This is a genomic window from Prosthecobacter sp., assembly GCF_044227185.1.
GTDB lineage: Bacteria > Verrucomicrobiota > Verrucomicrobiia > Verrucomicrobiales > Verrucomicrobiaceae > Prosthecobacter.
This window is the reverse complement of sequence record NZ_JBGAFO010000001.1, coordinates 688,285-708,627: the sequence shown is the minus strand read 5'-3', so window position 1 is coordinate 708,627 and position 20,343 is coordinate 688,285. Positions and strand designations below refer to the sequence as shown.

At 62.6% G+C, this 20,343-nt stretch carries 17 protein-coding genes; 7 read left to right on the top strand and 10 right to left on the bottom strand.

Features of this window, described 5'->3' with window-relative positions:
* Positions 1-5 precede the first annotated feature (5 nt).
* The 7 genes from ACILSQ_RS03010 to ACILSQ_RS02980 all read right to left on the bottom strand — a co-directional run bounded on the left by ACILSQ_RS03010 (position 6) and on the right by ACILSQ_RS02980 (position 9,111).
* Entirely contained in the window at positions 6-701 is a 696-nt protein-coding gene (locus ACILSQ_RS03010) for a c-type cytochrome (protein ID WP_395742099.1), read from the bottom strand.
* 18 nt (positions 702-719) lie between these two features.
* The gene (locus tag ACILSQ_RS03005; RefSeq protein ID WP_395742098.1) at positions 720-1,319 is read right to left on the bottom strand and encodes a DUF3341 domain-containing protein; all 600 of its coding nucleotides are present in this window, start codon (positions 1,317-1,319) and stop codon (positions 720-722) included.
* 21 nt (positions 1,320-1,340) lie between these two features.
* Positions 1,341-2,804, bottom strand: coding sequence for an NrfD/PsrC family molybdoenzyme membrane anchor subunit (gene nrfD / locus ACILSQ_RS03000; protein ID WP_395742097.1), 1,464 nt, complete (start codon positions 2,802-2,804; stop codon positions 1,341-1,343).
* Between the two features lie 9 nt (positions 2,805-2,813).
* On the bottom strand, positions 2,814-6,089 hold the full coding sequence (locus ACILSQ_RS02995; protein WP_395742096.1) for a TAT-variant-translocated molybdopterin oxidoreductase: 3,276 nt from the start codon (positions 6,087-6,089) through the stop codon (positions 2,814-2,816).
* A gap of 23 nt (positions 6,090-6,112) precedes the next feature.
* Entirely contained in the window at positions 6,113-6,922 is an 810-nt protein-coding gene (locus ACILSQ_RS02990) for a cytochrome c3 family protein (protein ID WP_395742095.1), read from the bottom strand.
* 185 nt (positions 6,923-7,107) lie between these two features.
* Entirely contained in the window at positions 7,108-8,157 is a 1,050-nt protein-coding gene (locus ACILSQ_RS02985) for a retropepsin-like aspartic protease (protein ID WP_395742094.1), read from the bottom strand.
* 63 nt (positions 8,158-8,220) lie between these two features.
* Positions 8,221-9,111: an aspartyl protease family protein gene (locus ACILSQ_RS02980; RefSeq protein ID WP_395742093.1), complete on the bottom strand. Its 891-nt coding sequence runs from the start codon at positions 9,109-9,111 to the stop codon at positions 8,221-8,223.
* Positions 9,112-9,232: 121 nt separating this feature from the next.
* On the opposite strand from ACILSQ_RS02980, the gene ACILSQ_RS02975 reads away from it, so the two are divergent.
* From ACILSQ_RS02975 to ACILSQ_RS02945, 7 genes are all read left to right on the top strand, one after another.
* Positions 9,233-10,531, top strand: a complete 1,299-nt coding sequence (locus ACILSQ_RS02975) for an ABC transporter permease subunit (RefSeq protein ID WP_395742092.1) — start codon at positions 9,233-9,235, stop codon at positions 10,529-10,531.
* The gene (locus ACILSQ_RS02970; RefSeq protein ID WP_395742091.1) at positions 10,531-12,051 is read left to right on the top strand and encodes an ABC transporter permease subunit; all 1,521 of its coding nucleotides are present in this window, start codon (positions 10,531-10,533) and stop codon (positions 12,049-12,051) included. Before ACILSQ_RS02975 ends, ACILSQ_RS02970 begins: the two co-directional genes overlap by 1 nt.
* Positions 12,048-14,111, top strand: coding sequence for an ABC transporter substrate-binding protein (locus ACILSQ_RS02965; protein WP_395742090.1), 2,064 nt, complete (start codon positions 12,048-12,050; stop codon positions 14,109-14,111). The genes ACILSQ_RS02970 and ACILSQ_RS02965 overlap by 4 nt, the downstream gene beginning before the upstream one ends.
* Positions 14,111-15,130, top strand: coding sequence for an ABC transporter ATP-binding protein (locus tag ACILSQ_RS02960; protein ID WP_395742089.1), 1,020 nt, complete (start codon positions 14,111-14,113; stop codon positions 15,128-15,130). Before ACILSQ_RS02965 ends, ACILSQ_RS02960 begins: the two co-directional genes overlap by 1 nt.
* Positions 15,127-16,095, top strand: a complete 969-nt coding sequence (locus tag ACILSQ_RS02955; RefSeq protein WP_395742088.1) for an ABC transporter ATP-binding protein — start codon at positions 15,127-15,129, stop codon at positions 16,093-16,095. The genes ACILSQ_RS02960 and ACILSQ_RS02955 overlap by 4 nt, the downstream gene beginning before the upstream one ends.
* Positions 16,096-16,217: 122 nt before the next feature.
* Positions 16,218-16,583, top strand: a complete 366-nt coding sequence (locus ACILSQ_RS02950; RefSeq protein WP_395742087.1) for an STAS/SEC14 domain-containing protein — start codon at positions 16,218-16,220, stop codon at positions 16,581-16,583.
* Between the two features lie 28 nt (positions 16,584-16,611).
* Complete coding sequence (locus ACILSQ_RS02945) at positions 16,612-17,379, top strand: SDR family NAD(P)-dependent oxidoreductase (RefSeq protein WP_395742086.1); 768 nt, start codon at positions 16,612-16,614, stop codon at positions 17,377-17,379.
* A gap of 13 nt (positions 17,380-17,392) precedes the next feature.
* On the opposite strand, the gene ACILSQ_RS02940 is transcribed toward ACILSQ_RS02945, so the two are convergent.
* The 3 genes from ACILSQ_RS02940 to ACILSQ_RS02930 all read right to left on the bottom strand — a co-directional run bounded on the left by ACILSQ_RS02940 (position 17,393) and on the right by ACILSQ_RS02930 (position 20,316).
* Positions 17,393-18,967: a cation acetate symporter gene (locus tag ACILSQ_RS02940; RefSeq protein ID WP_395742085.1), complete on the bottom strand. Its 1,575-nt coding sequence runs from the start codon at positions 18,965-18,967 to the stop codon at positions 17,393-17,395.
* Between the two features lie 54 nt (positions 18,968-19,021).
* Positions 19,022-19,330 carry a DUF485 domain-containing protein gene (locus ACILSQ_RS02935; RefSeq protein WP_395742084.1) on the bottom strand — a complete coding sequence of 103 codons (309 nt, stop codon included), beginning with the start codon at positions 19,328-19,330 and terminating at the stop codon, positions 19,022-19,024.
* Positions 19,331-19,404: 74 nt separating this feature from the next.
* A complete protein-coding gene (locus ACILSQ_RS02930) occupies positions 19,405-20,316 on the bottom strand; it encodes an alkaline phosphatase family protein (RefSeq protein WP_395742083.1) in 912 nt (303 codons plus the stop codon).
* Positions 20,317-20,343 lie beyond the last annotated feature (27 nt).

Below are 20,343 nucleotides of genomic sequence, written 5' to 3'. Positions count from 1 at the left end.
TGCCGTTACTGGAGGGGAAGGGTGACTTTGGACTCTCTAGCGGCGATTTGCAGGGAGCGGATGTAGGCCACAATGGCCCAGCGGTCGCGCAGAGTGATGTTGCCGCCGTAGCTGCCCATGAGGCCTTTGCCGTTGGTGATGACATCAAAGATGGCACCGTCCGCGCGGTAGGCGGCGGCATTGGCAGGGTCCAGGTTGCCGGGCTGCTGGAAATTGAAGGCGGTGAGGATGCCGTACTTGGAGGTGACGCCCTTGCCGTTGCCGGAGACGCCGTGGCAGATGGCGCAGTTGATGTTGTAGCGCTGCTCGCCGCGCTTGATGAAGTCTTCATTGAAGACGTTCTTGTCTCCGGTGATTTCCTCCGGGAGTCCGTCGCCGTAGAAGTCGCCGACCTTGCCGGTGCTGTAGTAGTCCAGGCCGCTGGTGAAGGCGACGCGGGCGGGGGCGGCCTTGGCGGCCTTTGCGTCCACGGCGGCGACGGCGGGGATATCAAAGCCCATGGGGACGGTGCCTTTGACGGGGAGGCGGGCGCCGCGGCCATCGGCAAAGAATTCGCTGGTGGCCTGATACTTGATCTTGGCCTGGTGGTCCATGTCGGGGATGATTTCGAGCGGTGGCAGCTCGGATTTGCTGCCGCGGAAACCGAACGCACTCACAATGATGGCGCCGACAAACAGATAGCTGAGAAAGAAGTACTTCATGGTGCGGGTAAGCGAGGCTTAGATTTCGTCCTCCACGAGTTCGATGTTCTTGCCGCCGGCTTTTTCGAGGAGGGCCTTGGTGCCTTCCTGGGAGAATTTGGGGTCGCGGGCCTCGATGCAGACGAAGAAGCCGTCATCGGAGAACTTGCTGAAGTTTTTGGAAACAAAGAGGGGGTGGTTCCAGCGGGGCAGGCCGATGAGGGCGAGCAGGCCGAAGAGGGTGGTGAAGGCGCTGAAGAGAATGGTCAGCTCAAACATCACGGGGAAGAAGGCCGGGAGAGTCCAGATGTCGGTGGGCTTGCCCTGCACGACGGTGGGGTAGGTTTCGACGATCTTCTGCAGGAAGCCGAGGCCGATGCTGCTCCAGAAATTGGTCTGGGTGATGGTCTCCAGGGTGAAGGCCACGAAGGTGCCGGTGATGCCGCCGCAGAAGACGAGCATGGGGAGCTTGGAGCGGGGATTGCCCATGGCCTCATCCATCCCGTGGATGGGGAAGGGGGAGTGGACGTCCCAGCGCTGATAACCGGCATCGCGCACATGCTCGGCGGCATGATAGAGATCCTTCACGCTGTCAAATTCAGCGAGGTAGCCGTGGACTCGTTTGAGGGTGGTGCTCACAGTCAGGGTGCGGTTAAAAAGTTAGGCGGCGACGGGTTTGGCGACGTGGCGGTCCGGGTAGTCCATGAGGTCCTCCTCCTGGATGCCCTTCTCGGCGTGGTCGTCAGCATGCGGGTTGGACTGCGGCAGGACGCCTTTGACTTCACCGATGGCGATGACCGGGAGGAAGCGCAGGAAAAGGAGGAAGAGCATCATGAAGAAGCCGAAGGTGCCGAGGAAGGTGTACTTATCGACCCAGGTGGCTTCATACACGCGCCAGGAGCCGGGCGTCATGTGGCGCTCCAGGGTGGTGGCGATGATGACGTAGCGCTCGAACCACATGCCGGCGTTCACGAACATGCAGACGATCATGACGATCCACACATTGTGGCGGCACCAGCGGCTCCAGAAGAGCTGCGGGGCAAAGACGTTGCAGCCGAACATCCAGTAGTAGGCCCAGGTGGAGGGACCGGTGAGGCCGCGCAGGGTGAAGGCGGCGGCTTCATAGGGATTGGCGGAGTAGTAGGCCACGAAGAGCTCCATGCAGTAGGCGTAACCGACGATGGTGCCGGTGAGCAGGATGATCTTGGCCATGTTGTCCACGTGCTTTGGCGTGATGAGGTCATCCAGGCCGTAGATGCGGCGCACGGGAAGCATGAGGGTGAGCACCATGGCGAAGCCGCCGAAGATGGCGCCGGCCACGAAGTAGGGCGGGAAGATGGTGGTGTGCCAGCCGGGAACGACGGAGGTGGCGAAGTCGAAGGACACGACGGAGTGCACGGAAAGCACGAGCGGCGTGGAGAGGGCGGCCAGGAGCATGTAGGCCGTCTCGTAGTGGCTCCAGTGGCGGTTGCCACCGCGCCAGCCGAGGGCGAAGAGGCCGTAGAGGAATTTTTTCAGGCCGGGGCGGCAGCGGTCGCGCAGGGTGGCAAGGTCAGGGACGAGGCCCAGGAACCAGAACACGAGGGAGACGGAGAAGTAGGTGGAGACCGCGAACACGTCCCAGAGCAGGGGGGACTTGAAGTTTTGCCAGATGGCGTTGGCATTGGGGATCGGGGCGAGGAACCACACCATCCAGACACGACCGACGTGGAAGGCGGGGAAGAGACCGGCGCACATCACGGCGAAGATGGTCATGGCCTCAGCGGCGCGGTTCACAGACGTACGCCACTTCTGGCGGGTGAGGAACAAGATGGCGGAGATGAGGGTGCCGGCGTGGCCGATACCGATCCAGAACACGAAGTTGGTGATGTCCCAGGCCCAGGCGACGGGCTGCTTCTGGCCCCAGACACCGACGCCGGTGGAGATGAGGTAGGTGAAGCAGAACACCATGAGGCCGGTGAGCAGCACGGAGGGGATGAACAGGATCCACCAGAGGGCGGGCTGCTTGTTTTCCACGATGCCGCAGATGCGGTTGGTGATCCAGGAATAGGAACGGTGGTTCAACACCAGCGGCTCGCGGTCGAGGATGCGCGGGGTGTTAGAGGCAGTGGCGGAGGCGTCCATGTGTCCGGGTTAGTATTGATTGTTGCTCCACACGGCGATGTTTTCGGCGCCGGGCATGTTCTTGTTCGGATTGCGCAGACGGGCGAGGTAGCTGGTGCGCGGGCGTGTGCCGATGTATTTGAGCAACTGGTAGTCGCGCGGGGAGGCCTTGGATTTGACCACCGCGGAGTTTTTGTCTGCCAGGTCGCCGAAGATGATGGCCTCGGCCGAGCAGGACTGCTGGCAGGCGGTTTTGACGGTGTCGGTGGGCACGCGGAAGTTCTTGGAGTCGCGCTGGACCTGCTTCTGCAGGATCTTGGCGGCTTCGAGGCGCTGCACGCAGTAGGTACACTTCTCGATGACGCCACGCATGCGGACGGTGACGTTTGGGTTGCGCTGGAGGCGAAGGCTTTCGTCCTCGCGCTTCTCGCCGAGCGGGCCGGCGTAGAGGTTGCCGACTTTCATGCCGAGGACCTTGGTGTCGATGAGCGGGTTGCGCTTGTTGTAGTCGAACCAGTTGAAGCGGCGGGCGGTGTAAGGGCAGTTGTTGGCGCAGTAACGGGTGCCGATGCAGCGGTTGTAGGCCATGGCGTTGAGACCGTCCGGGGTGTGAACGGTGGCGTTCACAGGGCAGACGGTTTCGCAAGGGGCGGCCTCGCACTGCTGGCAGGCGACGGGCTGCTGCACCATTTCGGCGTTTTCGAGCTGCTCGGGGGTGGCGTTGTCTTCCGCCCAGGTGCTTTCCTGCTCGACTTCGTTCTTGCCCCACTTGGCGACGGCGAAGTAGCGGTCCATGCGGATCCACTGCATGAGACGGCCTTTGCGGACCTGGTCTTTGCCGACGACGGGGATGTTGTTTTCGCTCTGGCAGGCGATGACGCAGGCGGTGCAGCCGAGGCACTTGCTGAGGTCGATGGTCATGCCCCACTGGTGCTGGGTCTCGTAGTCGAAGCCGTCCTTGTTGTCTTCGGACTTCACGCCGACCTGGCCTTTGTAGAAGGAGATGTTTTCCGGGATGTGGCTGTCCATGCCGGTCTTCTGGGCAAAGGACACATCCTTGTTGAAGGTGTCGAGGGTGCCTTCGCGGTAGAGCGCGCGGCCTTCCATGGTGTTCTGATCCTGCGTGATGGCGAGCTCAGCGACGGTGGAGAGGGCCTCGACCTTGGCGCCGGTGAGGACGAAGGAGCCGGGCTGCTTGCGCAGGACGTAGGCATTCACGCCGCGGCCGCCGCCGACCGTGCCGACGTCTGACTGGCCGTAGCCGAGGGGCAGGGTGATGGAATTGGAGACGTGTCCCGGGGCCTCGATGGCGGGGATTTCGACGACGGTGTCGCCGACGGTGATTTTGACGTGCTGGCCGTCTTTGAGGCCGAGGCGACGGAAGGTGACGGAGCCGATCCAGGCGGCGTTTTCCCAGGTGAGCTTCGTCACCGGATCGGGAGCTTCCTGGAGCCAGGCGTTGTTGATGTAGCGGCCGTCATAGACGCTGGAGTCGGCGGCGAGGACGACTTCGAGCGCGGCGTCTGTGGGGGCGGCGGCGGGAGCGGCTTTGGAGACAAGCCCGGCGACGGCACCGACATTGGGAGCGGCGGTGGCCTTGGCGTAAGCGGAACCTTTGAGGAAGCCGTCACGCAGGGTGAAATTCCATTTCGTTTCGTCGAGGCTGCCTGCCACGGTGGCGAAGGTGTCGCGCACGGCGGTGTAGGCGGCGTCTTCGGCGGGGGCTGCTGCAGCGGGTGCACCGGCGGCGGGAGCGGCAGCGACGGCGGGGCCGAGCTTCTTGCGGCCGAGGAGGGCGAGGAGGATTTCCACGCGGCTGACGCCGTCATAGAGGGGGGCGATCATCGGCTGGACGATGGAGTAGGTGCCGTCCGCGGCGCGCACGTCTCCCCAGGTTTCCAGGTAATGAGCGGCCGGGATGTGCAGGGCGGCCTGGAGCGCCGTGACGTTTCTCTGCATGCCGACGTGAATGAGATTCACGCCTTTTTCCTTCACCAGGGCGGCGAAAGCGGCGGCGTCCGGGGCGTCGTAGTAGAGGCTGGCGGGGGTGAGGGAGACGAGGGTCTTGATCTGACCGCTGGAGAGGGCGGCCTGGAGGTCGGCAAAGGTGCCGAGCTCGGGGGAGGCGGGAGCCTGGAGGAGATCGATGGTGGAACCGTAGGCGCCGAGGGCGTTGTTGATGGAGGCGACCAGGGCGTGGACTTCCGCGCCGTAGCGGGAACCGGCGAGGACGACGGCCTTGCCTTTGTTGTCGATCAGATCATGGACGGCGGGGGCGATCCACTTCTTGAGGTCATCAGGGGCGGTGTCCGCGAGGGCCTTGGCGGAGGTGTCTCCGAGTTCGGCGGCGATCAGGGCTGCGGCGACGGGGATCAGGCTGGCAGCGAGAGGCTTGCGGTGATCGGCCATGCCGCCGGTGAGGGTGTAGCGGTTCTCCAGGACGTAGAGGCGGTTCATTTCGCCTTCGGGGACGGCCTTGTCGGAGCTGCGCTTCTTGGTGAAGGCGGAGATCGGTTCACCGGGGACGGTTTCGACGCCGAGGAAGTCGCAGTCCAGGGAGAGGATGCGCATGGCGGAGCCGAGCTTGAGGAAGGGCTTCACACCGGCGCCGAGGACGGCCTTGGAGGCTGCGGCCTGGCCTTCGCCACCGAGGGCTTCGTACTGGAAGAGCTTGACCTGGGGGTAGGCGGCCTTCACTTCGCCGAGGAGGCGCTGATAGGTCGGGGAGGAGGAGCTGCCCATGACGATGCCGAGGCTGGCACCGGAGGATTTTTTCGCTTCGGCGACGGCTTTGGCGAAGAGGTCGTTGGCCTTGGCCCAGGAGAGTTCCTTGCCAGCGCCGAGGGGCTTCTGGGAGCGCTCAGGGTCGTAGAGATCGAGAATGGAAGCCTGCGCGAAAGAGCCGATGGTGCCACCGACGGGGTGGAGGGGATTCGGGGCGAGATGGGTGGGGCGGCCTTCGTGGGTGGTGACGACGAGGGGGACGGAGCCGCCGCCCTGGGGCATGGAGGTGGCGTAGAGGAGGGACTTGCCCGGGATCATCCATTCCACATGCTGGGTGTAGGGGAGGATGTTGACGACGGGACGGCGGCAGCTTGCCAGACCCATCATGCTGACGCTGGCGCCCATGATCTTCAAAAAGTCACGGCGGCTGTTCTCACGCTCTTCTTCGTTCAGGGTGTCCCCTGCGGGAAATTCCTGGCCCAGATTTTTCAAGAAATCTTCGCGGCGGTCCAGTTCGGCAACACTGCGCCAATAGCGCTTGGCGTTCTGCGGCTCCTCAGGATGCTTCCAAATGCGTTTCATGTGTCAGGAAAAGGGGCGCGGGGTTAGCGGTGGCAGGCGGTGCAGGATTCCGGCGGCTGAATCTGCCAGTGCTTCTCGATCTGGGTGCCCACTTCAGTCTGGGTCACGTCTTTGCCGTAGGTCTTCTCGGCGAGAGCGATGATCTGGTCGAGGCCGTCCGCCTTGGCGCCTTCGCCGCCGATGGCGGTGGCGATGTCCGCAGCCGGGATCTTCTTGTCGTCCAGGAGGGTCTTGTAGAAGTCAGCGCGCTTCAGGTCGCTGGCCTTGTAGTTGAGATTGGTGATCTGCTCCAGGGGGCGGAGGTTTTTCTCGGGATTGCGGTGGCAGTCGAGGCACCAGCCCATGGACTGGGGCTGATCGTGGCGGACGACTTCCATTTCATTGATCTTGCCGTGGCAGTTCACGCAGGAGATGCCGCGGTTGAGATGAGCGCTGTGGTTGAAGTACACGTAGTCAGGCGCCTTGTGGACCTTGACCCAGGGGATGGACTTGCCGGTTTCGTTCGCTTTGACGACCATCTCCAGCTTGGGGGAATTGCTGCGGATGTTGCCTTTGCCCGGGCCGTGGCAGTTGAAGCAGGTCTGGTTGGTGGGGACGTTCGAGTGGCTGGAGGTCTCCGCGAAGCTGTGGCAGTAGCGGCAGTCCAGGCCGAGCTGACCGGCATGGATCTTGTGAGAGAACGGCAGCGGCTGCGTCGGTTCATAACCCACGCGAGTGTATTTCGGTGTGAAGTAGTAGGCGACGCCGACACTCACGCCGAAGGCAATGAACACGACGGCAATGGCGAGCTTGAGCGGCAGCCAGTTGGTCCAACGCGGAAAAAAGTTACCCATAGAAAGTGTCGGCAAGATGAGCTTGTGAAAAATTTCACAAGGTAAGCCAGAATGAAAAGCGTCAGCAGCTTTGCAACCGTCATCTGTAATTTTTTTGAACTTTTGTATGCGGGTCTTGTCTATTGCGAATCTGTCTCAAAAAATCCGCGTTATAGATTGTTTTTGCTGACGCCCGGTTGCCGTTTTCAACGACCCCATTCGACCCAGAGCAGATTGTGCTCAAAATCGAGGGTGACGCGGTAGTCTTCCAGCAGGTAGGTGCCGAGGCGGGAGGGGCCGGGCATGACATCGACCTGGGCAAAGGGATAATAAGAGCCGAAAAGGCCGAGGGCTTTGAACTCCAGCACGCGCACGTTTGCCTCCTTGGGTGTCTGGGCGCCGCCGACGCCGGTGATGAGGTAGTTACCGCCCACATCCCAGCCGCCATTGCGATAGCCGAGGATCTCGGCGACGCGGCGGTCGAGTTGAACGCCGAAAACGGAGCCGGAATCGACCACGGCCTCCCAGGAGAGCTTGCCATATTTGAGCAGGGTGGTGGGGACGCCATGCTTCATGCTCAGGCTGGCTTTGTGCGAGTGCCTGCGCACGGGCCCGGGAAAGCTGCGGGTGAAACCAAATTCGTACTGCTCCTTCAAGAAATCGAGCGTGGCATACTTGCAATGCTTGGACAGGAGATTGACGCCGAGCAGGGAGATGCCGAGGCGCTCCTTCAAAATGCCGGCGCCGAGGGTGGTGCGCTGCATGCGGATGATGCAAGGCAGATTGTCCACGCGCCAGCCGCCGATCTGGAGGGTGGGGATGATGGCGCCCATGCCCGGCACTTTTTCCAGCACGCCCGCCATGGTGGGGCGGGCCTGCGGGACGGTGCGCATGCCGAACTCGACCGCCTGCTCGGCGTCAAACACACTCATGGCGGCGCCGGTGTCGAGCATGTACTTCTGGGGCTTGTGGCCGTTGATGCTGACTTTGAGGCAGGGGATGCCGCGCTCGTAGTACATGGGGAGCTGGACGATGCCCTCCGGCGGCGGCATGCTGCGCGTGCGCAGGGCTGAGGCGCCTTTTTCCGAGAGCTTGATTTCCGAAGGGGAAACAGCCTGGGCGTGAAGCTGCTTCTGCACATGGTCCGGCACGGGCTCCCGCTTCACGGCGAAGGGGTCGGCACAGCCTGTGAACCCGGCCAGCGCGATGACCGCCGGCACCATTTTCAAGACGAAGGGAAAGAGCAGACGATTCATGCAGCAGAAGCCATCCATGGGAGCGTTGCGACTGTCAACCACCGCGGCGGACAAGAGTTTTGGTCAACGTTCCAGCCAGAGCGAATTGCCGCGAAAGTCCACCGTGAGCCGGGTGCCGCGCCAGAACTGGGAGCCGACGCGCCTGGGGCCGGGCATGACGTAGAGGGTGGAGTCTGGATGGGTCTCTCCGCAGAGCGTGGCGGCCGGCACCTGGATCATGCGCGCACCCGCCTTCTCCGCGGTCACACTGCCGCCGACTCCGCTGAGAATGACGCCGGCCATGCCGACGCCATCACGCGCATGCCCGAGGCGCGCGGCGGTGCTTTGATCCACCACGATGCCCCAGGTGGAGCCTGAGTCCACCACGGCGTCCCAGGAGATGCCACCGGAGCTGACGCGGATGACGGGCATGCCCATGGCCCAGCGCAGGGGCGTGCGGGTGGCGCTGCCGCTGATGGGACGGAACGACCGTGAGAAACAGAGCTCCACACAGTTGCGCTGGTAGTCGATGGTGAGAAAGCTGCAATGGCGGCGGAGGTGATCCATGCCGAGGATGGCGCTGCCGAGCCCGGCGGGACGAAAGCTGGAAATGCCACGCACGAGGCAGGGGACGTTCGTGGCATGCCAGGCGCCGAGATCCATGGTGCCCATGAGCGCCTGGCTGGCCCCGGCGGTGCCATGCACGCCGCGGACCTGCACGCGCCTGCCGCCGGAGGGCAGGAGGCCGAGGCTGGTGGCCACATCCGGCTCGAAAATGCTCAGCGTGGCGCCGGTGTCCAGAAGGAGGGGGATGGGCGGCTCTCCATTGATGCGGGCCATGACGTGCGGCGTCCCCGCCCGCAACTGCATGGGCAGCACGACATCCGCCGCAGGATTTCGCGGCGCCGCCGGTGGAAACGGCATGCCGCAGGAGGAGAGCAGGCACACGGACAAGAGTAAGGGGAGCATTTTCATGCGGCTGCACATGATTAACGTGATTCGGCGAATCCGCATCCGGCGGTTCTGCGCAATTCATACACAAATCCTTGTGCGCGGCAGCGTATTGTCTGAGATTTCCATTCTCCTCCCGATCTGAATGACCGCCTACCTGATTCGCCGCCTGCTACTCATCCCGCCGACGCTGATCGGCATGACGCTGGTGGTGTTTTTCATCATTCGCTTCACGCCGGGGGGGCCGATGGAGCAGGCGCTGCTGGAGGCGCGCATGAAGAGCGAAGGGCAGCGGGGTGGCGGCGCCCGGCAGCAGTCGAGCGGGCTGACGCCGGCACAGCTTTTGAAACTGCAGGAGCAGTACGGGCACGACAAGCCTTTCTTCATCGCCTACGCGGCGTGGCTGGGCGCCTGGCCGAAGGAGACGAACCGCTCGCGGGCTGACTACGGGGAGGGCAAGACGGAGACAGAGGTAAAAATTCCGGGCACCGCGAGTCTGGTGACGGTGAAACGGACGGATCAAACCACGGCGGAGATCGTGCCGAGCAAAGAAGTGGACACGTCATCGTGGCGGGCGCGTGTGATCACGCCGGAGCAGCAGAAGAGGGAGTGGGAGAAGGCCAATCCCGGGCAGAAACTGGACAAGCCGCAGCCGTATGTGGCGGTGATCTTCCAGCCGAAGTTTGCGGGAGTCTTGCAGGGAGATTTTGGCTCGTCGACGCGCTACAGCGAGCCGGTGTGGACGATGATGAAGCGGAGGTTTCCCATCTCGCTTTTTTACGGAATCTCTTCCATTGTGCTGATGTACCTGGTGTGCATTCCGCTGGGGGTGCTGAAGGCGATCAAGCACCGGACGCCGACGGACACGGGGACTTCGGTGCTGATTTTCTTTGGATATGCGATTCCTGAATTTGTGCTGGGGGTGTTTTTGATGGTGATCTTTGCGGCGCGGCTGCGGTGGTTTCCGCTGGAGGGCTTTGTGAGCATCAATTTTTCGGAGCTGAGCTTCTTCGGAAAAGTCTATGATCTGCTGCATCACGCGGTTCTGCCGCTGTGCTGCTACATGGTGGGGAGCTTTGCGGGGCTGACGATGCTGGTGAAGAACAACCTGCTGGACCAGCTGGCGAGCGACTACGTGCGCACGGCGGTGGCGAAGGGCGTGGAGTTCAAGCGGGCGGTGGTGGGCCATGCGCTGCGCAATTCATTCATCCCGGTGGCGGCGACGATGGGCCAGGCGCTGACCGTGCTGGTGGCGGGAAGCTTCCTCATTGAGCGCATCTTTGACATCGACGGCTTTGGGCTGATGGGATTCAACGCGCTGCTGGAAAAGGACTACCCCATCGTCATGGCCACGGTCACGATCAGCGGGCTGCTGCTGATGCTGGGCAACCTGCTCTCCGACATGATCACCGCGCGGCTGGATCCGCGCATTCGTTTTGAGTGATGAACCGTACCCTTTCCATCGTCGCCATTGTTGCCGGATCTCTAGCCATTGCGGGCGAGCTGTGCGGGCTATTAATTCCCACGGTTTCGTGGTTTTTCGACAACGGCCGTGTCTTCGGCTGGGTCAGCACGCTGGTGCTGGTGGCGGGCGGTGTTCTGGGGCTGCTGTTTCTGCCGCGTGAGATCCGCTGGACGCCGGTGACGCTGCAGCGCTTCCGCCGGTTCCGAGGCCTGGGCCGCGGCTGGTGGTCCTTCTGCATTCTGATGGGGCTCATGGCCCTGGCGCTGCTGGACCAGGCGCTGGTGGGGAAGCGGGCGCTGATGGTGCGCTGCGATGGGCGGACGTACTTCCCCGCGTTCGTGAAGAAGCGTTATCAGGCGCAAGACTTTGGCGCCGCTGGCGAGCAGGAGGCGAACTACCGCGAACTGAAGCAGAAGCTGAGCCAGGAGAAACGCGGTTTTGTGCTGATGCCGCTGGTTCCCTGGGATCCGGTGCTGGACACGGATTCGCAGCAGTCGATCACGCTGGAGCAGCGCAACGGGGTGTGGTTCCAACCTGGCGATGCGGAGCCTTATTCAGGCCGTGCGCAACAGTTCTACGCCGACCAGCGGACGCAGAAGCACACGGACACGCGTTTCCGCAAAGGGCTGCCGGATGGCGAGTCCCTGGGCTATGCCCGCAATGGAGCGCTGGCGTTCTCCGCCTACTACAAAGCGGGCGTGAAGGAGCGCGACAGATGGACGGGGGAGATGCCGCAGGAGGAGTTTGAAAAGGCGGCGGTGACGGTGTACGAAAAAACGGTGTATCCCGCCATCCCGCCGCTGTGGAAGGCGGGGCACTACCTGGGCACGGACAGCCGCGGCTGGGATGTGCTGGCGCAGATCTACGGCGGGTGGCAGCTCAACCTGAAGGCGATCCTGCTGTTCATTCTGTTCACCTACGGGCTGGGGATTCTGGTGGGTCTGCTGATGGGCTTCCTGGGAGGAGTGTTCGACATCGCCATGCAGCGCCTGATCGAGATTCTGGATGAGCTGCCCTTCCTGTACATCGTGATGATCCTGATCAGCATCATTGGCGTGGCGAACATGAACCTCCTGATTCTGCTGGGGGTGATCTGCTTCTTCTCATGGACGAGCCTGACCTACTCGCTGCGCGCGCTGGCGTACAAGGAGAAGGAGCGCGACTACATCGCCGCGGCGCGGCTGCAAGGCGCGAGCACCTGGCGCATCCTCACGCGCTACCTGCTGCCAAACATGCTGGCGACGATTGTGACGAAGATCCCGTTCAGCGTGGCGGCGATCATCTCCTCCCTCACGGCGCTGGCGTTTCTGGGCTTTGGCCTGCCGGAGACGTATCCGCAATGGGGCTGGCTGTTTGACGACGGCACGAGCCACCTCTCCGCGCTGTGGATCTCCCTCTCGATGTTCAGCGCCATGGTCTTCATTCTCCTGCTCGTCACGTTTGTGGGCGAGGCGCTGCGTGAGGCATTCGACCCGAAGAAGTTCACCACCTATCAATGAAGCTTTTTGTACCCAGTTCCCTGCTGGCCCTCTCCGCCGCGCTGCTGCTGGGCGGCGCGGGGGTGCAAGCCGCAGACTTTCCGCCGTATGACGGCACCAAGGAGCGCGAGGCCTTCTGGAGTTTTTACAACAAGAAGGTGCTCGCCAGTCTGCAGGGGCAGGAAAAGGAACTGCCCGGGCAGATTGCCAAAGAAACCGACGCCGCCAAGAAAACCGAGCTGGAGACGCAGCTCAGCATGGTGCGGGAGAGGCTGAAGAAGCCGGAGTACTTCACCTTTGCCACACTGGCGGACGTGCCCGCGGATTTGAAGTGGGAGAACGGGATGGATGAGCCGGAGATCGGCGATGCGAACGCGAAGAAGGGCGGGGCCATGCGGCAGTACATCCTGGCATTCCCGCCGACGCTGAGAGTCCTGGGGGAGAACAGCAACAGCGGCTTCCGCGGTTACCAGTACGATGATGTGGAGATGGGGCTGATCAATCTGCATCCCGAAACCGGTCGGGTGATACCCGCCATCGCCAAAGAGTGGGCGGTGGCGCCGGACAACCGCACGGTGTACTTCCGCATTGATCCGGACGCGACCTTCTCCGACGGCACACCGATCGAAGCCGAGGATTTCTTCAACCAGTTCTACATGCAGCTGAGCGAGTACCCGAAGAACCCCTTCGGCAATCAGTGGTATGGAGAGAACTACGCGAACATCACACGCTACGATGCGCGGACGCTGTCCATCTCGCTGACGGAACCGAAGCCGCTGGCGGCGTATTACGTGAACATGAATCCGATGTCCCACCGCTTCTACAGCGAGTTCGGGCCGGACTTTGAGGAGCGCTACCAATGGCGGTGCCGGCCCACTTCGGGGCCTTATGTCATTCGCGAGGAGGACATCCACTTTGGCCGGGACATCTCGCTCACGCGGGTGAAAAACTGGTGGGCGCGTGACAAGAAATTCTCGCGCAACCGCTTCAATGTGGACCGCATCTCCTACCGCGTGGTGCGGCTGCAGGAGAAGGTGATGGAGCTCTTCCGCCAGGGGGAGATAGACGTGGAGGAGGCCTTGATGGGCATACCAGAGTACTGGTATGAGAGGCTGGAGATCCCCGAGGTGCACAACGGCTACATTCAGAAAACGAAGTTTTACAACATCTGGCCGGGCTCCCACGCGGGGCTGTGGCTGAACTGCGCGGCGGCGCCGCTGAACAACAAGGAAGTGCGCATCGGCCTGAGCTATGCCACCAACTACCAGAAGGTGATCGACTTTGACCTGCGCGGCGATTTCCAGCGCCTGAACTGCTTCAGCAAAGGATTCCCGCTGATCGGGGACCCGCCGCTCACGGCGCGGCCGTTTGATGTGCAGAAAGCGCGCGAGCACTTCGCCAAGGCGGGATACACCCGGCTGGGCAATGACGGGGTGCTGATGAATGACAGGGGGGAGCGCCTCTCGCTGACCATCCTGCACCGCAAGGTGGAGATCATCCAGAGAGTGATGCAGCGCCTCAAAGAAGAAGCGATCAAGGCCGGGGTGGAGTACAAGCTGGAAGGGCTGGAGGGCACGGCTTATTTCCAGAAGGCGACGCAGAAGAAGCACCAGATGGTGTCCGTGGCCTTCAGCGTGACGCCGCCCATCCCGGACCACTACCAGTGCTGGCATTCGAAGGACGCCTTCATGGAGGATGGCAAAACCCCGCGGCCAAACACGAACAACCTCTGCAGCTTTGCAGACCCGCGGATGGACAAGTTCTGCGAGGACGAGCGGCATGCCACGACGATCGAGGAAATCCGCAAGGCCTCGTGGGGCGCGGACCAGATCATCTATGATGAAGCGCCGTGGATCCCTGCCTACGAGCAGAACTACTACCGTGTGGCGTACTGGCGCTGGGTGAAGTGGCCGGAAAAGACCTTCAATGTGGCGGTCAGCGAGACGGCGCTGTCCAACCATGTGCACTGGATCGACGAAGATGTGAAGCGTGAAACCGAGGCGGCGATGCGCGCCGGCCGGACCTTCCCTGAAACCGACCAGGTGTTTGACCAGAATCTCAAAGCAGGAGGAAACAAGTGATGGCAGCACCCCTGCTCGAAGTACGGAATCTGCGCGTGGGCTTCCAGACGGACCACGGGCTGCTGACGGCCGTGGATGGAGTGGATTTTGTCCTGGAGGCCGGCAAGACGCTGGGCGTGGTGGGAGAAAGCGGCTGTGGCAAAAGCGTGACGGCCATGAGCCTGATGCGGCTGCTGCCGCAGCCCTCAGGACGCATTCTAAGCGGCGAGGTGCTGCTGGAAGGGCAGGACCTGACCAAGCTGCCGATCGAGGCGATGCGCAAGATTCGCGGCAATGACATCGCGATGATTTTCCAGGAACCGATGACGGCGCTGAATCCGGTGCAGCGCGTGGGCGCGCAGATCATCGAGGCGATTCAACTGCACGAGCCGATGAAGCCCGAGAAGGCCTTCAAGCGCGCCGTGGAGCTGATGGAGTGGGTGGGCATTCCGGCGCCGGAGCAGCGCGTGAACGAGTACCCGCACCAGCTCAGCGGCGGCATGCGGCAGCGCGTGATGATTGCGATGGCGCTGTCCTGCCACCCGAAGGTGCTGATCGCGGACGAGCCGACGACGGCGCTGGACGTGACGGTGCAGGCGCAGATTCTCGACCTGCTGAAGCGCCTGCAGGGCGAGACGGGCATGGCGGTGATTTTGATCACGCATGATCTGGGTGTCATCGCCGAGACGTGTGATGATGTGGCGGTGATGTATGCCGGCCGCATCGTGGAGCGGGGGCCGGTGCATCCGATTTTTGCCAGTCCGCTGCATCCGTATACGCAAGGGCTGATCCGCTGCCTGCCGAAGCTGGATCACCCGCCGAAGACGACACTGCCGGTGATCCCCGGGGTGGTGCCAAGCCTGCGGGACATGCCGGTGGGCTGCCGCTTTGCCTCCCGCTGCCCGAACCCGCACAGCACCGACGTTTTGGACACGCGCCAGCCGTGGAAGGAGTGCGGCGGCGGCCACGGCGTGGAAGCCTGCGCGTGCTTTGCCTCTCAACTTTCCGCCCCAGCCTCTGCATCTGCATCTGCGTCATGAGCCTTCTTTCCGTACAAAATCTCAAGACGTACTTCCCGGTGCGCGGCGGCGTGTTTTACACCACCAAGGCTGTGTGCAAGGCGGTGGATGGCGTGAGCTTTGACCTGAAGGCGGGCGAAACGCTGGGCCTGGTGGGTGAAAGCGGCTGCGGGAAGTCCACGGTGGCGCGTTCGGTGGTGCGGCTGCTCAAGCCGACAGAGGGCAGCATTCTTTTTGAAGGCCGCGACCTCTCGACGCAGTCGCAGAGCGCGCTGCGGCCTGTACGGCGTGAGATGCAGATGATCTTCCAGGATCCGGCGGAGTCGCTGAATCCGCGCCACACGATCGGGCAGATTTTGGAGGAGCCGTTTGTCATTCAAAAGATGGGCACTCATGCGCAGCGCACGGAGTGGGCGGTGGAGCTGCTGAAACGCGTGGGCCTGCCACCGGATGCGATCCACCGGTTTCCGTTTGAGTTCAGCGGCGGGCAGCGGCAGCGCATTGGCATTGCGCGGGCCATTGCTTTGAAGCCGAAGCTGATTGTGTGTGATGAGCCGGTGTCCGCGCTGGATGTGTCCGTGCAAAGCCAGGTGCTGAACCTGCTGCTGGAGCTGCAGCGGGACATGGGGCTGAGCTACCTGTTCATCGCGCATGGGCTGAATGTGGTGAAGCACATGAGCGACCGCGTGGCGGTGATGTACCTGGGGAAGATCATGGAGCTGGCACCGGCGAACGAGCTTTACCAAAACCCGCGCCATGCGTACACGAAGGCGCTGCTGGATGCGATCCCGATCGCCGATCCGGCGCAGCGCCGGCCGCGCCAGCTTCTGCGGGGCGATGTGCCGAGCCCGATCAATCCGCCGCCGGGCTGCGCTTTTGGCCACCGCATGAAGAACCCGAAGTGGGAGCAGAGCGTGGGCATGGACCTCTCGCTGAAGGAGATCTCTCCGGGGCATTTTGTGCAGCCTTGTCCGTGCTGCACGTGAGAGAGTGTGTGGGTAGGGTGAGCGCCGATCAGGGTCAGCACCTATTATAGTCTCAGCGTCATTTCATGGATGCCGGGCCAGGGCGGAGGCGCGTTTCCTTTTTAGAAGGAGAAAACATCATCATGGCCATTCACGTGACAGAAAACGACGGAGGGAAGGAAATGGAGGTCCGGATCACGGGCAAGCTGGAGCATGCGGACTATGAGCATTTTGTGCCCGAATTTGAACGTCTGCTGAAGCTGCATGGCAAGCTGCGCGTGCTTTTCATCATGGTGAATTTCCATGGCTGGGAGCTGCCGGCGCTGTGGGATGACATCAGGTTTGACCTGAAGCATCTGGCGGACATCGAACGGCTGGCGCTGGTGGGGGACAAGCGCTGGGAAAAATGGATGGCGACTTTCTGCAAGCCTTTCACGACGGCGCGGATCCAGTTCTTCGATGCGGATGAGGAAGCGGCGGCACGGCAGTGGCTGAAACTGGATTCGTGAGAGAGGCGCTCTTTTTCATTCAGCCGCCATGAACCTCCAAGGAAAGGTCGCCATTGTCACAGGGGGTACCAGCGGGATCGGGCTCGCCACGGTGCTGGAGCTGGCGCGTCAGGGTGCGAACCTCGTGCTGAACTACCACGCCCACCCGGAAGCGGCGGAGAGGATCGAGGCCCGGGTGCGTGAACTGGGCGGCGGCGTGGTGAAGGTGCAGGCAGATGTGAGCAAGCTCGGTGATCTGGAGAGGCTGGTTTCCGGGGCGGTGGAGGCGTTTGGGCGGGTGGACATCCTGGTGAACAATGCGGGGGTGGAGACGCGCACGTCTGTTCTGGACACGACGGAGGAGCAGTATGAGGAGGTGATGGCGATCAATTTGAAGAGCGCGTTTTTTGGCACGCAGCTGGCCGCGCGACAGATGATCAGGCAGGGGGGCGGAGGGAGGATCATCAACATCAGCTCCGTGCATGAGGACTGGCCGATGCCGGGGAATACGGCCTACTGCCTTTCCAAGGGCGGCATGCGCATGCTGACGCGCACGGCCGGTGTGGAGCTGGCGCCGCATGGGATTCTGGTGGTCGGTGTGGGACCGGGCGCGGTGGCGACGCCGATCAACCGGGCGACGATGAATGACGAGGCGCAGCTGAAGAAGCTGGATGCCGCGATCCCGCTGGGGCGGGTGGCGGAGCCGGAAGAGATCGCGCGGCTTGTGGCGTTTCTGGCGGGTGAGGGGGCGAGCTACTTGACGGCGACCACCGTTTTTGCGGATGGGGGGATCATGCAGGGGAGTGTGGGGCTGTGAGCGCGGCGGACGCCTAGTGCGACGTGGCTTTCTCCGCACCGAGGCCGGTGTGGGCGCGGACGGTGAGCTCGGCGAATTTGGCCTCGGCTTCAAGATCACGCGCGGTGAAGATGGTGCCGAGATAAGCGGCGAGGAAGCCGATGGGGATGCTGACGATGCCGGGGTTTTCCAGCGGGAAGATGGCGCCGTCTTTGCCAAAGATGCCGTTCGGGCTGAGGAGGATGAGGATGATGGAGGAGAGCAGGCCAATGCTGAGGCCGGCGACGGCGCCGGTGGTATTGAAGCGCTTCCAGAACACGCTGAAGATGATCACGGGCAGGTTTGCGCTGGCGGCCACGGCGAAGGCGAGGCCGACGAGGAAGGCGGTGTTCACGCTGGGGCCGAGGAAGATGGCGATGCCGATGCTGACGGCACCGACGCAGAAGGCGGTGATGCGGGCGACTTTCACTTCTTCGCCCGGGCGGTTTTCTTTGCCGTGGTGGATCACATTGGAATAGAAGTCATGCGCGAAGCTGGCGCTGGCGCTCATGGTGAGACCGGCGACCACCGCGAGGATGGTGGCGAAGGCGACGGCGCTGATGAAGGCGAAGAAGAACTCGCCGCCCATGTGGTTGGCGAGGATGGGCGCGACCATGTTCGTGTCCGGTTTGGTGCCGATGGTGATGAGCTCCTTTTTAAGAATGGTGGCGGCGCCGAAGCCGAAGAAGGTCGTCATGATGTAGAAGAGGCCGATGATGGCCATGGCCCACACCACGCTGGAGCGGGCGGTCTTGGCGTCCGGGACGGTGTAGAAACGCACCAAGATGTGCGGCAGGCCGGCGGTGCCGAGCACGAGGCCGAGGCAGAGGGAGATGAGGTCCAGCGGACCCCAGGGACCGGCGGCGGCCACGCCGTACTTCAGGCCGGGCTGCATCAGGTTTTTAGGCACTGATTCGCTGCCGCCGTAGTCGGCTTTGGCGACGGAGCTGAAGAATTCGGCGAAGCTGAAGTGGTGATGCTTCAGCACCATGTAGCTCAGCAGAAGGGCGCCGGCCATGAGCAGAAGCGCCTTGACGATCTGCACCCAGGTGGTGGCGAGCATGCCGCCGAAGACGACATAGACCAGCATGAGCACGCCGACGCCAATGACGGCGGGTGCGAACTCGATCTTGATGAGGCGCTCGATGATGCCGCCCGCGCCGACCATCTGGGCGATCATGTAGATGGTGGAAACGGTGAGGGTGCTCAGGGAGGCCAGGGCGCGCACGGGGCGCGGCTTGAGGCGGTAGGCCAGGAGGTCGGCCATGGTGTATTTGCCCGCATTGCGCAGGGGCTCGGCCACGATGAGGAGCACTGTGATGTAGGCGACCAGGAAGCCCACGGAGTACATGAAGCCGTCATAGCCGTAGAAGCAGATCATGCCGGAGATGCCGAGGAAGGACGCGGCGCTCATGTAGTCGCCCGCGACGGCGAGGCCGTTCTGCCAGCCGGTGATGCTGCGGCCCGCGGCGAAGTAGGCGCTGGCGCCGGTGTTTTTCTTGGCGGCGTAGAAGGTGATGAGGAGCGTCAGGCCGACGAAGGCCGTGAACATGATCTGCGCGATAGTCATAAGGGGAGAAAAGAGGGCGGAGGTGAAAGCAGAGGGCTGCAACGGGTCACGACATCAATGATGGCCGTGGATGACTTCGGCGGCGGCCTTGTCCCACTTGGCGGCGACGCGCACGTAGATGAAGGCCATGATCCAGGCCATGAAGAACTGTGAGAGCGCGAAGGCGTAAGCGACGTTTACCTCTCCCCAGACTTTCTGTTCCATCACCTTGGGGTAGTAACCCACCAGCACGGGAAGGGCGAGGTAGTAGATGAGGAAGAAGATCGTCGCTGGAATGATGAAGGCCTTTTTCCGCTTCATCATGGAGCGAAACTCCGGCTTCTCCTCCAGGTGTTCCCAGTTCACAGGTGTTTTTTGGCTCATAATAAATTTGGGCGCGAGGTTAGGAAGACGGCCTGTGTTTGGCAAGGGCCGGGAGATTTTTATTTGTCGCCGGATTACTCAAAGGCGCTCGTGACCGGCTTGCCGTCGAACTCAGGGGGCACGGGGACGTCGAGCAGCCAGAGGGCGGTGGCGGCGGTGTCGTAGGTGGTGACGGGCGGGGTGATGGTGAAGTTTTTCTTCACGCCTTTGCCCCAGACGACCCAGGGGATGAGCATGTCGTCGGGGATGTTGAGGCCGTGGGTTTTGTCGTGCCCGCCATGGTCGGCGCTGATGATCATGACGCTGCTGTCCGCGATGCCGGCGTCCTTGATGGCCTGCCAGACCTGCTCGAGGGCCTGGTCTGTCGCCTTGAGCGCCTCCTTCTGCTGAGGGGAGCCCCAGCCGTCCTTGTGGCCGGCGGTGTCCACGTCCGGGAAGTGGATGAAGGCGAGACGGGGCTTCTTTCCCTTGATCCATGCGGCGGCCTGCTTTGCCACGGTCTGGGAGGGTTTTTTGTCTTTTTCGATTTCCGGAGAGCCGGCCACGGGGGCGTCTGACTGCGGGCCGCCGAAGTCGAAAACGTCCACGGAATCCTTCAGCCAGAGGTGGCGGAATTTCATCTTGCCGACAAACATGCCGGTGACGGCCATGGCATCGGCGGCCTTGAGCAGTGAGAAGACCGTGGGTACTTTCACCGGGCCCTTGATCGGCGTGAAGGCATTCCATAGGATCTGGTGCTTGTCCGGGCCCACGCCGGTGAGCATGGAGGTGTGGGAAGGCAGGGTGATGGAGGGAAAAATGGTGCTGGCCTGCCAGGAGACCGCGCCTTCGGCGGCGATTTTTTTCAGCACCGGCGCTTCGCTTTCCGCAATGACCGCGGGCTTGCCACCGTCGATGCTGATGATGAAGACGTGCTCCGCGCGGGGCGCGGCGAAAGTGGGGAGGCTGAAAGCGAGGGCGGCGAGAAAAGTGAGGGAAAAACGCATGACGGGGGCGCGAAGTAACGCCGGCCG

Bases quoted from the DNA above. Each gene is read 5' to 3' on its own strand.
- ACILSQ_RS02990 (WP_395742095.1), bottom strand. From the start codon at position 6,922: ATGGGTAACTTTTTTCCGCGTTGGACCAACTGGCTGCCGCTCAAGCTC.
- nrfD (WP_395742097.1), bottom strand. From the start codon at position 2,804: ATGGACGCCTCCGCCACTGCCTCTAACACCCCGCGCATCCTCGACCGC.
- ACILSQ_RS02980 (WP_395742093.1), bottom strand. From the start codon at position 9,111: ATGAAAATGCTCCCCTTACTCTTGTCCGTGTGCCTGCTCTCCTCCTGC.
- ACILSQ_RS02970 (WP_395742091.1), top strand. From the start codon at position 10,531: ATGAACCGTACCCTTTCCATCGTCGCCATTGTTGCCGGATCTCTAGCC.
- ACILSQ_RS02945 (WP_395742086.1), top strand. From the start codon at position 16,612: ATGAACCTCCAAGGAAAGGTCGCCATTGTCACAGGGGGTACCAGCGGG.
- ACILSQ_RS03010 (WP_395742099.1), bottom strand. From the start codon at position 701: ATGAAGTACTTCTTTCTCAGCTATCTGTTTGTCGGCGCCATCATTGTG.
- ACILSQ_RS02965 (WP_395742090.1), top strand. From the start codon at position 12,048: ATGAAGCTTTTTGTACCCAGTTCCCTGCTGGCCCTCTCCGCCGCGCTG.
- ACILSQ_RS02960 (WP_395742089.1), top strand. From the start codon at position 14,111: ATGGCAGCACCCCTGCTCGAAGTACGGAATCTGCGCGTGGGCTTCCAG.
- ACILSQ_RS02930 (WP_395742083.1), bottom strand. From the start codon at position 20,316: ATGCGTTTTTCCCTCACTTTTCTCGCCGCCCTCGCTTTCAGCCTCCCC.
- ACILSQ_RS02940 (WP_395742085.1), bottom strand. From the start codon at position 18,967: ATGACTATCGCGCAGATCATGTTCACGGCCTTCGTCGGCCTGACGCTC.
- ACILSQ_RS02955 (WP_395742088.1), top strand. From the start codon at position 15,127: ATGAGCCTTCTTTCCGTACAAAATCTCAAGACGTACTTCCCGGTGCGC.
- ACILSQ_RS02950 (WP_395742087.1), top strand. From the start codon at position 16,218: ATGGCCATTCACGTGACAGAAAACGACGGAGGGAAGGAAATGGAGGTC.
- ACILSQ_RS02935 (WP_395742084.1), bottom strand. From the start codon at position 19,330: ATGAGCCAAAAAACACCTGTGAACTGGGAACACCTGGAGGAGAAGCCG.
- ACILSQ_RS02995 (WP_395742096.1), bottom strand. From the start codon at position 6,089: ATGAAACGCATTTGGAAGCATCCTGAGGAGCCGCAGAACGCCAAGCGC.
- ACILSQ_RS02985 (WP_395742094.1), bottom strand. From the start codon at position 8,157: ATGAATCGTCTGCTCTTTCCCTTCGTCTTGAAAATGGTGCCGGCGGTC.
- ACILSQ_RS02975 (WP_395742092.1), top strand. From the start codon at position 9,233: ATGACCGCCTACCTGATTCGCCGCCTGCTACTCATCCCGCCGACGCTG.